This window comes from Vibrio sp. 10N.247.310.17 (assembly GCF_041466605.1).
Lineage (GTDB): Bacteria > Pseudomonadota > Gammaproteobacteria > Enterobacterales > Vibrionaceae > Vibrio > Vibrio tasmaniensis_A.
In genome coordinates this window covers 53862-65879 of the sequence record NZ_JBFSTC010000017.1, presented here as the reverse complement: position 1 = coordinate 65879, position 12018 = coordinate 53862, and the positions used below count along the sequence as shown (strand labels likewise).

The following is a 12018-nucleotide window of genomic DNA, read 5'->3' as shown; positions in this document are numbered from 1 at the left end:
TTCAAATCCATTTAGAGCCGATTCCATTAAGCACTAATAACAAAGCCCGTAACTGCTAGAACAGCTACGGGCTTCTATCACAATCAACTATATGAGAGTTAATTATGAGTTTCCAAGAGTACACGCTAACGGATGTTTCCGACAAGGTTAATGATCTTCACAACATGTCTACGTTCTTAAATTCTGGAGCTTACACCGAAGAAATAGGCGACAAATTAACATTCCATATGATGGAAGAAATTGAGACATTACAGAGCATGCTGAGCTTCATTCGAATCTACCCACAGATTAAAGCTCAAGAGCAGCTAGATAACATCCAGAAGGAATCTGTATCTTGATAGTTCTACCAAGCCACGTTTTAAAGGCAAAACATTTATATTTATGCTCTTGTCGTTATGACTTTCGGCGTTCCGTTTTCACATTTCCAGTTTATATTTCGAATGATGAAAATGGCGATTTGCTTGGTTGGGAGCTGGAGTTGCCTCAGGACAACTATTATATATTTGTTCCTAAGGAATATTCGCCTCGGTTATCTATGTGTTTAGATTGCTATGGTGTGTGCAAAAGCCGTGGTTCGCATGATGAAAGGTCGATATATGCGTTTGGCTACGCTATCCAGAAACGATAACGCTCAGTGCGTATTATGGGTATGAATTATGTTGAGGGTTTGCTTTGCTTAACTGAATAAGAACGTGGGCGAGTAACATGCTCAATGAGGAGGCCAGCTTGTCTGGCCTTTTTGATGCCCGTTAGGAAAATCGTTGTTAGAAGTTAACCCGTAACATAATTTGCACAATGCGCACTGAATCGCCTCTGTATTCGCAAGCGTAGCGCGCCAGTGTTCGAGCGTAGCGAGTTTGTTGTTTAATGAAATGTCCTTTTGCCTTTATTCCTTTTTAGCCTTGGTCAATCTATCTCTGACGATTGACGACGTTGAAGACTGAAACGGAGGATTGAGGATGGAGATATATGACTTGGGCTTTGTTTTTTTTATGAGCGTCTGGCCGTATCGTGCGTCCTCTACAGGCGCAGCCTGTGGGGGATGCATGATATGTCTCGATGCGAGTTTTGATTAAAACCCCCGTCTTGTACTACGGGGGTACTTTTCACCTAACTATCAGCCTTCACCGCTTTTTCTCTTGATTTTGTCTTTTGCTTTTTAGCTAAGTTCTCTCCATGACCACTTTGTTAGATCTACAAATTCTATCTTTGTTTTTTTATCTTTTTGAAATCATCTTCATCTAGTTTTTCTAGCCCTAAGTTGATCAAGAAATCTAGCATTTCTGTTTCTTTGATGCTCGTTCTTGTTTCGATAACAGCTTTCACTGTCATCTTTTCTACTTTTATCCATGTTGAATCTTTTATGTGTTTAGTTGCCATTTTTGATCCTTAGCTATCATTTTCTAAAATATTATAAGCTTAGATTCTAATATTTGTTGACAGTTAGAATCTAAGTATTTAAGTTTCACGCATTAAATAATTAATTAGATTCTAAGAAACTTACTCATGGAAAAGATTTACTACGACATTTTGCCTGATTCGTCCGTCTCGGTTTATGTGTGCGGTGAGTGGGATGTGTTCAAGTCTTTCCGTAATTTGCAGTCTTGGTGTGAATCTGAGTTCTTAGAATTCGAGTTTGTCGATATTACAGATACAACTTATCAGGAACGTATTTCAATCATGGGGGTTCAGTTGTGAGTCGCGCTTGTATTGATTGCGGTCATATCTACGAGGAATCTCTTAGGGTTTGTTGTCCTGTTTGTGGCTCTGCCTTTCTTAATCAGGTTTCAGTTGATGCCCCTGATGTTTTTAAGCGTAAGCATCCTTATAAGGTTTCCCCTAAACATGTTTATCGCCCTAGAAAATCAGGTCTTCAACCTGAGTTCGTAAAGCATTCACCAGAAGAGTTCACTTTCATTGAGGACTACGAGCAATCACCTGTGATTGTTGATTACCTTAGCTTTACGGTGAAACTTTCAGATTTTCGTCACTGTAAAAAAGACGCGCCTTATTCCGGTATTCACTTTCCTGACGAACCCGTTTTTAACGCTCATACCGCTAAAACTTTTGAAGAAATTGAAGCTTACAATCGTTATTTTCAGTCGGTTTACACTGAGTACCTTGAAGAGACTTTAAGACGCTTTATTCAATATGTCTTAGGGTTTAGCTATGGCTCTGTTCGTGGTAAAGGCTTCCAGTTTTATGAGGATTCTTTCGTTCTAACATCTGATTCGGGGGATGATTATTGCGGTCAGGTTGGGATAGGAGGGAATAGGGATACCGTTCACTTTCAGATACCTGCTCATGGTTGTAAGTACCTGTTTTCTAGTCGTTCTTGTCACTTCTTGCACCATTGGCTTTCTACGGTGCTTTGCGTTAAAAACCTAGCTCGAATTGATTTGGCTTTTGATGATTATGACGGTGTTCATACTTGCGAGGCCGCGGAACGTGCTGCGCTTCTTGGTGGTTTTAAACGCTCTAGGGGCTTTAGTCCTAAAGTGAAAATCGGTGATGAGTTTCAATATGACTCGTCTGGTAACAAGGTTTTTACTCGTGAAGAACGTGACATCGGCTCTCGTCAATCGCTTGTTTACTGGCGTATCTATAACAAAAAATTAGAACGTAATATCAAGTCTGATAATTTTTCGTGGTATCGCTCTGAGGTTGAACTCAAGAAATACACCACTGACGTTCTTTTAAATCCTATCGGTCATTTCATTGGCTTGAATCAATATGCTGCTTCGATTGTTTCTACTGATGTTAAACCCGTTGTTAGTAAATCTAAGGGTCGTAAGCGTGTCGCTTGTGATGTGCTTTCGGCCTCGTACTGGGCTAAGCGTCAATATGGTCGCTTGGTAAATTCTCTGCTTGAGCTTTATGAGGGAGATTTTGAAAGGGTGGTTACGTCTTTACTTCGTGATGATTCCGTTTTGTCTTATCCCTCTATGCATCAGAAATTAATAAATTCTTTGGAGTAATTATGGCTACACGTATTTTTGTATTGGGTATCGATTTTGTTTGGACTGCTTTTGGTGGTGAACAAGCTCAATTAAATATTTCTCGTCCTCTTCGTACTGTCGATACTGATAATTATAAACGTCGTACTTTTGGGGAGTCTGGTGATGTAAATCAGAAATATGACCAGCCGCTTATGATTGACCGATCTTATGCTGAAATGCTTGAGGAGACGGGCGCTCTTGTTCCTCGTCGTGAGTATGAAGTTGAACTTGGTTTGAATTTGAATGATCCATTATCAGGGGCAATTGTTAACAGGTTGATTCCTGTTGATGATGAAATCAAAAAGCATTTCTCTTCCTCTTTGAAGCAATAATTTGCATCAAGAAATCATTAATTTTATCGCTTTAGCTTCCCTGTTTTCGGCTTATTTATATTTGGGGGGCTAGGGTCTTTCATACTTAAAATAAAGGCTAGGGGGCTACAGTGGACGGCTCATTTTTATCTCAAGATGTTAATCAAGATTGTTCTTTTTCGGATTTACTTGTGCGTTTACCTCAAGTTTCTGATAGTTCAGTTCAAGTTGTTGAAAAGTCTAGACCTAAGGCAGCTAGGAAGACCTGGGTACAGGAAGATACTCGCCGTTTAGAAGAGTTATTCTTTGCAGGGGAAAGCCTTTCTACAGTTGCCCGAAAGCTTGATCGTACTCTATCTTCAGTTGAAAGTCAGGTTAGAAAGCTTAACCTTAAGCGTTTCAAAGGCTTATCTAAGGAAGATGTTGATTATTTAAAACAAAACTATTGGATACTTGATATTGAAACCTTAGCTAAAAAGCTAGGTCGTCAACCTGCCTCTGTTCGTTACTTTGCGGGTGAATTAGGGCTTAAACGCGCTAAGTTAGATAGTGCTGAGCCTCCAATCCCTAGACGCTTGATGCCTTACGATATGGTTAAACGTGTGTCTGTTCTGGAGCGTAACTCTCCAGACTCCAAAAGTCGTGTCGATGACTCCGTTGTGATCTTCTATGATAAAAAGGGTCCATCAACACCGATGATGGCCATGCACCTCGATGATTTATGTTTAGCACTTGATAGACACTTTAACCGTCGCGATGGTGTGACAGCTTCGGCTCTTACGCATGGTTATAAGGCGGTGTAACATGAAAATTCAAAATAGAACTCATTCTTTTAAACGTCGCGATTGCTGTCCTCAGTGTGGTGATATTGACTTCATTTGTACTGAATACATTTCCGACAATCAAATCTACCTCTATGAAGAGCAATGTCCACGGTGTTATGATTTTTGGCAAATTGGTCTTGAAGATGATTGTCGAAACTTCCAAGTAAAGGGTTGATTTAAATGAAAGTGTATTATGAATATTATTCGTCTTTCTATGTCGCGGCTTTTGTTGTAGGTGTTGGGTGGTATTATTTTGAAGCTATGCTTCCTTACGAGCGAATGCACCATGAATTGTGTGCTCTATATGATGATCTTGATTTTGTTGAAATCAATGAAGAGGATTATGAGCGTATGTATGATGAAGGAGTCTTTGAGGGGTATGGTGACAAAAATAGCCCGTCACTGGTGACGGCTTGCCCCGCAGGGACAGAATGAGCGTAGCGAGTCTTTTGATCTAATACTAGAGTTATGTGCCTGTGCTAATTTAATTAGCGTGGGCTGAGATAAACTAAATCCTTTATACTGCTAAGCGCTTTTAAAGCTTGGTTAGGCTTTGTTGAGAGGTTCTGGGTGGTTATAGTTTTACTGGAGGTGTTAAGTGGTTGATTTGGGTTTATCATTAACGGTTGGTGATTTATTAAGTCATATTGCTTTTTTGATTTCTGCCATTTGGGCGTTTAATCAATTGTCCTAAGTGCGTATTATGGTTTTATGGTTAAGCTCGCTTTCTGCTGCTATAAGCTTGCTTGTAGAGCATAAAGGAGCAACAAACGAAGTTTGTATTGTTTGGCTTTCTAAAAGCTAACAGTGCGTATTATGTATATTATGTTAAATTGGTTTCGATGTTTATAAGGCAGGTATCTTTGTGTGATGCCCTGCCTCTTGTTTGACTACCAAACTGACGTTCTATTTAACAGTAAGTCTATTTACCATAAAATACCTAATAAACATATTTCCTAATCTTCGATTAAGAATACGTTTATTAGACTTCAAGCATTAACCTATCAATTGCTTCAATGATCTCTTTGGTTCTTACAGGTTTGGTAATGAAATCATTCATACCGACATCTAAACAAGAAAATTTATCTTCTACTGATGTGTGTGCCGTTAGCGCGACGATTGGTGTTTTGATGTTTGCGTCTCTCATGTATTTGGTTGTGGTTATTCCGTCCATGACTGGCATCGACACATCCATCAAGATAATGTCTATCGGATCATTACCTCTTTCTACAAAGCCAATGGCTTCTTCACCGTTGCTTGCGATGAAAACTTCGTGGCCTTGCCGCGCAAGGATCAATTGAATCACCATCTGATTGGTTGGGTTGTCTTCAACAACTAACACTGAATAACGGGTTCTTGGAACTTGCGAGTATTTATCTTCTGCAGCATGATCTTGATTGTTCGTCACTCTCGTTAGGACTGGTAACTGCACTTCAAATTTCGAGCCTTTTCCTGGCTCACTTTCGACCGATATACGCCCGCGCATCAGTTCTACTAGTCGTTTTGTTATTGCTAAACCTAAGCCGGTGCCACCAAACCTACGTGTGATTGTGCTATCGGCTTGCACGAATGGACTGAATAACGACGAAAGTTGCTGCGAGCTGATGCCAATTCCTGTGTCTTCTACGCTAATACGAAATGAGCTGTGCTGGTATGTAATAGAAACATGTACATGCCCGTGTTCAGTGAACTTAATTGCGTTACCAATGAGATTAAAAAGGATCTGTGCTAAGCGACTTGGGTCGATGTAATGTAGTTCACCTTCTGGAATGTCGCTAGTTAGGGTTAACGACAACCCTTTATCGTCTGCTATCTTCTTTTGTTCAGATAAAACAAAAGTTACAGTGTCTCTTGCGTTGCTCCATTGAGGAGCCAACGAGAAGCATCCAGATTCAATCTTTGAAAAGTCCAATACATCACTGATGATCGCCAATAGGAGTTCAGATGATGTACTCATATTTAACAATATAGACTGTTGTTCATCATTCAGCGGTGTGGACTTTAGCGTGTCGATTAAGCCTATGGTAGCGTTTAGCGGCGTTCTTAACTCATGACTCATCATTGCTAAGAATTCAGATTTGGCTTTGTTGGCTCTTTCTGCGTCTTTTCTTGCTGCTACGAGTTCTGCTGTACGTTCTCGGACTGTCGCTTCAAGTTTTTCTTTGTTTTCAATATCGAAAACAGCACGCTCAATCAGCGGTCGAAATCGGTTTAGAGTGGCTTTGGTTTCAATACTAAAGTGTTTGGTATTGGAATGGATAAAGATGATAACGGATTGTGTTAGCCCGCTATCAATACCAGTAATCAGTACGGAGTTAATTTGGTCTAGGATAATGGGATGCAAAGTGCTGAATTCACCCAGAGATTTGGGTTCAAAAAGAATGGCACATTCTCCATTAATGACTCGCGATAGCTTGCCACAATCTGTCCAATTCATTTGTTCGAATACTTTGTTATTGGTTAACAGGGTTTTGAAACTACCTTCATTCCCTACTCTTGATACCACAATAAAATCATCAAACTTTATGTATTTTTTGAGTGCGAATTCGAGACTAGAAAATATTTCAGATATGTTACTCGCCTTACTGATCGCAGAGATAGTCGATAGGATCACCCTATTCTCTTCAGCTAATTTACGTTCACGGACCTTTAGTTTTTGGAGTTCAATACGAGCTTCTTGCAGCGCTTCCTGGTCTTCAGTATCCATTACTTTTTCAGCCTATAAAACGTTGCAGACGATACCATCAAATTTCCGTGCGCATTCTCACCACCAGAGAGTCTGCCTTGCTCACCAAACGTAAATGGACATATGTATGGAAGCCCACCAAGTGCGTGATTGATTTGGTCACAAACCTCATCCATATCTTGTTTTAGGTGCAGCATTGGTCCTGCACAGAATATGTTGATCGCCCCTAATTTTTCTTCAAGATCCATATCATTATAGTAAGACGAATGAATGATGTTAGCGGCACGGCTGATAAGTTGTTGCTTAGAGCCTTGCATCAAATAGATGGTGTCACCTTCATTGATATCAGTGAACAACTCGATACCGTTACACTCAGTTTCTCTGATCGAATGCGACAACTTGAAATATGGGTAGTCGTAAGAAGAGCCGACCTTTCGGCCTAATGGATAAACTGTCGACTTTTCAAAAATATACCCATCATCACTGCCACCTAAATGAAAATTAGTCCATTCATTATAAACGGTGGTCGCTGGCCTATGGTCGATCTCTAACAATATTCGATTTCTTACTTTGGTGACGGTGCCTGAATACTGAGTGGGTGTATGACCGGCGCTAAAAGATGAATAGATGGATTGTGACGCAAAAAACACCGTTAAAGAGACGCCATTAATAGCAAGAGCTTCTTCGGTAAAGATACTCCAATTTCCAGACACTTGATTGTCTGCTGCGCTTCCACCAATAATCGGCACCTCTGTGCCAAATTTGTTATCGATGGCCGCCATCACCTTCTCTTCATTTCCTGGGGTGGAATGGAGCAAGATAAGATCGGGTATTTCACCTTCTCGGTTGGCGTTCTTTAATGCTTTATCGATGGCGCTGAATGTACTACGGTCTATGGAATCACCAAAGTGACTGATGCCGGTACCGTAGGCATTGATTCCGGAGTCATAGATGATGAGTATCCCAATCACAGGGCCTGAATGGAATCCTGTTTCGGTCATAATACCGTGACAAGTGGTGCAGCCATGTATTGGTGTATTCGGGAGCGCATCTACCAAATATCTCTGCACAGCAAGTGTGGAGTACTCTTCGGTGCAGTAGCAGATAAGACAGGCAATATCGTCAGGGTTTGCCACCCCACTGAGCAGCTCATCTACTGCGATTTTATCGTCTAGGGAATAAGAGACTTTTGATAGAAATTTCATAGATCTCGGAAGATTTTATTAATGCTCTCTTTATAACACTTTTATACAATCTATTTCACTGACTTAGTACATATTTCTATCAAAAGAATTGAGGCGAGACTAACTTGTTACTGTGTTATTCCTTAGAAAGGTTTACAGAAAGTGTGGCTATCTGTTGTGGAAATGTAACCGTTATTGAGGAGTTCTGAGCGTTCGTTCGTAACAGCCAAATTGATGCCCCTTTTTCTTCTAGAGTTCCGCTCTCATTATAGTTAATGATAAATTTACCAGTTTTAGATGTTTCGATCGAATACCCTAGGTTATCACCCGAAATTAAAACATTATGTTTATCAATAGTAATTTGGCAAGGTTTAGAAATTATACAGTTTACTGTTTCGTCATTGTCGTATGTCACTGTTCTCCAAGTAAATGCAGCTATTAAAATAACCAACATGACGATAATTTGAACAAGCCTGCCTTTTGTTAGCTTTTGTGCCGCCATTATAATCTTTACTCCTTGTTACAAAGTTCAAAGTTTTTAAATAAAAATCCAATTCCAGACCAAGCGTAAGGTTACTACTCTGTCATTGATTTGTTAATTCAAGTATAGTGTCGCGTTGAAAATGCCACTTTTTTTTAAAATCAGCAAGTGGAAATAAAGCTCTGAATAGGCTGAATTTCCTTTTCTAATTTGGGTGGCATTACGACGTGAGTCGTGTTGGAAGTAAAGTGTAGTAAATAAGAAATTGGAAGCATGCAAATGAGCCAAGAAAAGCAGCTTGAACAAAACTACAACTATACGGTCGTCCGTCAATTTACCCTCGTTACAATTTTGTGGGGTATTGTCGGTATGGGCGTTGGTGTTTTGATTGCCGCTCAATTAGTTTGGCCACAGCTAAACTTTGATACGCCGTGGCTGACGTACAGTCGTTTACGTCCCCTGCATACTAATGCGGTTATTTTTGCGTTCGGTACAAGTGCGCTGTTTGCAACATCATATTATGTTGTGCAACGTACCTGTCAGACGCGTCTCTTTGGTGGCCCTCTCGTAGCCTTTACCTTTTGGGGTTGGCAAGCGATTATCCTGTCCGCTGCAATTACTTTACCGTTAGGTTTAACCTCTGGTAAAGAATACGCAGAACTTGAATGGCCAATCGATATTGCTATTACTCTTGTGTGGGTAGCTTATGCGGTCGTGTTCTTCGGAACCATGATTAAGCGTAAGACATCGCACATTTATGTAGCTAACTGGTTCTTCGGAGCCTTCATCATCACGGTTGCCGTGTTGCACATCGTTAACAGCCTGGCTGTTCCTGTATCTGCGTTTAAATCGTACTCGATTTATTCCGGAGCGATCGATGCAATGGTGCAATGGTGGTACGGACACAATGCGGTAGGCTTCCTATTGACAGCTGGTTTCCTAGGTATGATGTATTACTTCGTTCCTAAACAAGCTGGTCGCCCTGTTTACTCTTACCGTTTGTCGATTGTTCACTTCTGGGCTCTTGTGTCTCTGTATATTTGGGCTGGTCCTCACCACCTACACTACACAGCACTTCCAGACTGGACTCAGTCTCTAGGTATGGTTATGTCTTTGGTTCTGTTTGCTCCATCTTGGGGTGGCATGATCAACGGTATTATGACTCTATCTGGTGCGTGGCATAAGCTACGCTACGACCCTATCCTACGTTTCCTAATCGTTTCTCTATCATTCTACGGCATGTCGACTTTCGAAGGCCCTATGATGGCAATCAAAACGGTTAACGCACTATCTCACTACACGGACTGGACTATCGGTCACGTTCACTCTGGTGCGCTAGGTTGGGTTGCGATGGTTTCTATCGGTTCGGTTTACCACTTAGTTCCTAAACTATTTGGTCAAGAGCGTATGTACTCTGTATCTCTAATCAATGTTCACTTCTGGTTAGCAACGATTGGTACGGTTTTCTACATTGTTGCAATGTGGATTTCTGGTGTGATGCAAGGTCTGATGTGGCGTGCAGTTAACTCTGACGGTACATTAACTTACAGCTTCGTTGAATCTGTAGAAGCATCTTACCCGTTCTACTTTGTACGTTTCTTAGGGGGCTTCATCTTCCTATCTGGTATGTTCTTAATGGCATACAACACGTACAAAACTGTTTCTGCACCTAAAGATAGCCTTAAAGCTATCCCTCAACCGGCTTAAGGAGATTTAGAATGAGCTCAAATTCAAATAATCGCCATGAGTTGGTAGAGAAGAACGTTGGCCTACTGGCGATCTTGATCGTTATTGCTATCAGTTTTGGTGCTTTAGTAGAAATTACCCCTCTTATTTTCCAAAAGCAGACGACTGAACCTGTAGAAAACCTACGCGTTTACTCTGCTCTGGAAATGGAAGGTCGTGATATTTATATCCGCGAAGGTTGTAACGTATGTCACAGCCAAATGATTCGTCCTTTCCGCTCTGAAACTGAACGTTACGGTCACTACTCTGTAGCGGGCGAAAGCGTTTGGGAGCACCCATTCCTATGGGGTTCTAAGCGTACTGGTCCAGATCTAGCGCGTGTTGGTGATCGTTACTCTGATGAGTGGCACCGTGTTCATCTTATCGACCCTCGTGAACTTGTTCCTGAATCAAACATGCCTGGTTTCCCATGGCTTGCTGAGAATGTACTTGATGGCAAATTGACTCAACAGAAGCTTGAACTCTTCCGTAATCAATTTGGTGTTCCTTACACAGACGAACAAATTGCTAACGCTAAACAAGATGTTGAAGGAAAAACAGAGATGGATGCAATCATCGCTTACCTTCAATCGCTTGGCCACGCAATGAAATAAGGAATAATTATGGACATTATTACATTTCAAAGTGTTTGGACTGTTACTGTTTTTGCTTGCTTCATCGGCATCGTTTGGTGGGCATACGGCAAGAATCGTAAATCACGTTTCGACGAAGATGCGAACCTAGTGTTTGCAGACGACGAGCCGGCAACAAGTTCTAAAAATCAAGGAGTGACAAAGTAATGAGTACATTCTGGAGTATCTGGGTTAGTGCGATTACGATTGGTACCCTAATTGGTTGTGCTGTCTTGCTTCGTTGGTGTTTTAAAGATCGAACTGGCGTAGAAGAAGGTCATGATATGGGCCATGAATACGATGGTATTCGTGAGCTTAATAACCCACTACCAAAATGGTGGACATACCTTTTCATCAGTACGATTGTGTTTGCAGCGGTTTACCTTGCTCTTTACCCTGGCCTTGGCAATTTTAAAGGTCTACTAGGGTGGACAAGTTCAAACCAAGAAGTTCGTAGTATTGAAGAGTCTCGCTCTTCGATTGCTGCGGCTCAAGCGAACAAGCAGTTAGACGAGTACGCGAAAGAGCTTGATGACGCCAACACCTATTTTGGTGAAGCATTCAAAAAGCTAGCTCACGACGAAAATGGTTTACGTTCTGTCCCTGACATTGCATCAGATGCTGACGCAATTAAAGTGGGCCAACGTTTATTCTTGCAAAACTGTTCTCAGTGTCACGGCTCTGATGCTCGTGGTCAAAAAGGTTTTCCTAACCTAACTGATGACGCATGGCTATATGGTGGTGAACCACAAGCTATCGTGACAACAATCATGCATGGTCGTGTTGGCCAAATGCCTGGCTGGAAAGATGCACTTGGTGAGCAAGGCGTTAAAGAAGTGGTTAGCTACACGCTTAGCCTTTCTGGACGTAGTGTGAATGCTCGTGAAGCTGAAGCTGGTAAAGCACGCTTTGTTGTATGTGCTGCATGTCACGGTACAGATGGTAAGGGTAACCCTGCTGTAGGTGCACCTGACCTGACCGACCGCGACTGGTTGTTTGGCGACTCTCGCGCTGCTGTGACGGAAACAGTAATGTACGGACGCTCTGGCGTGATGCCTGCTTGGAAAGACATTCTAGGCGAGGATAAAGTACAACTGATTTCATCATACGTGTGGAGCTTAAGCAACTCGGATAATAAGTAACATTTCAATAACAGCCTCTTTCTAAGAGGCTGTC

The 12018-nt window shown here is 41.4% G+C and carries 14 protein-coding genes; 10 read left to right on the top strand and 4 right to left on the bottom strand.

Annotated features, from left to right (window positions below; all coding sequences use genetic code 11):
• Nucleotides 1-104 precede the first annotated feature (104 nt).
• Nucleotides 105-338 carry an RstC protein gene (locus tag AB6D80_RS07620; protein ID WP_372188165.1) on the top strand — a complete coding sequence of 78 codons (234 nt, stop codon included), beginning with the start codon at nt 105-107 and terminating at the stop codon, nt 336-338.
• Nucleotides 339-1203: 865 nt separating this feature from the next.
• Here AB6D80_RS07620 and AB6D80_RS07615 read toward each other — a convergent pair.
• A complete protein-coding gene (locus AB6D80_RS07615; RefSeq protein WP_372188163.1) occupies nt 1204-1380 on the bottom strand; it encodes a hypothetical protein in 177 nt (58 codons plus the stop codon).
• A gap of 126 nt (nt 1381-1506) precedes the next feature.
• Here AB6D80_RS07615 and AB6D80_RS07610 point away from each other — a divergent pair, with 126 nt between their 5' ends.
• The 5 genes from AB6D80_RS07610 (at nt 1507) to AB6D80_RS07590 (ending at nt 4569) form a co-directional block, all read left to right on the top strand.
• Nucleotides 1507-1698, top strand: coding sequence for a hypothetical protein (locus tag AB6D80_RS07610; protein ID WP_372188161.1), 192 nt, complete (start codon nt 1507-1509; stop codon nt 1696-1698).
• Nucleotides 1695-2978, top strand: coding sequence for a replication initiation factor domain-containing protein (locus tag AB6D80_RS07605; RefSeq protein WP_372188159.1), 1284 nt, complete (start codon nt 1695-1697; stop codon nt 2976-2978). Before AB6D80_RS07610 ends, AB6D80_RS07605 begins: the two co-directional genes overlap by 4 nt.
• Before the next feature lie 2 nt (nt 2979-2980).
• Entirely contained in the window at nt 2981-3331 is a 351-nt protein-coding gene (locus tag AB6D80_RS07600) for a DUF1293 family protein (RefSeq protein ID WP_372188158.1), read from the top strand.
• Nucleotides 3332-3441: 110 nt separating this feature from the next.
• Nucleotides 3442-4113 (top strand): gcrA cell cycle regulator family protein, encoded by a 672-nt coding sequence (locus tag AB6D80_RS07595; RefSeq protein ID WP_372188156.1) that lies wholly within the window; start codon nt 3442-3444, stop codon nt 4111-4113.
• Nucleotides 4114-4314: 201 nt separating this feature from the next.
• On the top strand, nt 4315-4569 hold the full coding sequence (locus tag AB6D80_RS07590) for a hypothetical protein (protein WP_076678631.1): 255 nt from the start codon (nt 4315-4317) through the stop codon (nt 4567-4569).
• Nucleotides 4570-5116: 547 nt separating this feature from the next.
• Here the strand turns inward: AB6D80_RS07590 and AB6D80_RS07585 are convergent.
• The 3 genes from AB6D80_RS07585 to AB6D80_RS07575 all read right to left on the bottom strand — a co-directional run bounded on the left by AB6D80_RS07585 (nt 5117) and on the right by AB6D80_RS07575 (nt 8506).
• On the bottom strand, nt 5117-6841 hold the full coding sequence (locus tag AB6D80_RS07585; RefSeq protein ID WP_017103174.1) for an ATP-binding protein: 1725 nt from the start codon (nt 6839-6841) through the stop codon (nt 5117-5119).
• The gene (locus AB6D80_RS07580) at nt 6841-8025 is read right to left on the bottom strand and encodes an FIST signal transduction protein (protein WP_009846705.1); all 1185 of its coding nucleotides are present in this window, start codon (nt 8023-8025) and stop codon (nt 6841-6843) included. The genes AB6D80_RS07585 and AB6D80_RS07580 overlap by 1 nt, the downstream gene beginning before the upstream one ends.
• Nucleotides 8026-8140: 115 nt before the next feature.
• On the bottom strand, nt 8141-8506 hold the full coding sequence (locus AB6D80_RS07575; protein ID WP_009846706.1) for a hypothetical protein: 366 nt from the start codon (nt 8504-8506) through the stop codon (nt 8141-8143).
• 252 nt (nt 8507-8758) lie between these two features.
• Here AB6D80_RS07575 and ccoN point away from each other — a divergent pair, with 252 nt between their 5' ends.
• The 4 genes from ccoN to ccoP are packed head-to-tail and all read left to right on the top strand — an operon-like array spanning nt 8759 to nt 11984.
• Complete coding sequence (gene ccoN, locus AB6D80_RS07570) at nt 8759-10192, top strand: cytochrome-c oxidase, cbb3-type subunit I (RefSeq protein WP_009846707.1); 1434 nt, start codon at nt 8759-8761, stop codon at nt 10190-10192.
• 11 nt (nt 10193-10203) lie between these two features.
• Nucleotides 10204-10824 (top strand): cytochrome-c oxidase, cbb3-type subunit II, encoded by a 621-nt coding sequence (gene ccoO, locus AB6D80_RS07565; protein WP_004742292.1) that lies wholly within the window; start codon nt 10204-10206, stop codon nt 10822-10824.
• Between the two features lie 9 nt (nt 10825-10833).
• Nucleotides 10834-11010 carry a CcoQ/FixQ family Cbb3-type cytochrome c oxidase assembly chaperone gene (locus tag AB6D80_RS07560; RefSeq protein WP_009846708.1) on the top strand — a complete coding sequence of 59 codons (177 nt, stop codon included), beginning with the start codon at nt 10834-10836 and terminating at the stop codon, nt 11008-11010.
• Nucleotides 11010-11984 (top strand): cytochrome-c oxidase, cbb3-type subunit III, encoded by a 975-nt coding sequence (ccoP, locus tag AB6D80_RS07555; RefSeq protein WP_009846709.1) that lies wholly within the window; start codon nt 11010-11012, stop codon nt 11982-11984. The genes AB6D80_RS07560 and ccoP overlap by 1 nt, the downstream gene beginning before the upstream one ends.
• Nucleotides 11985-12018: the final 34 nt, after the last annotated feature.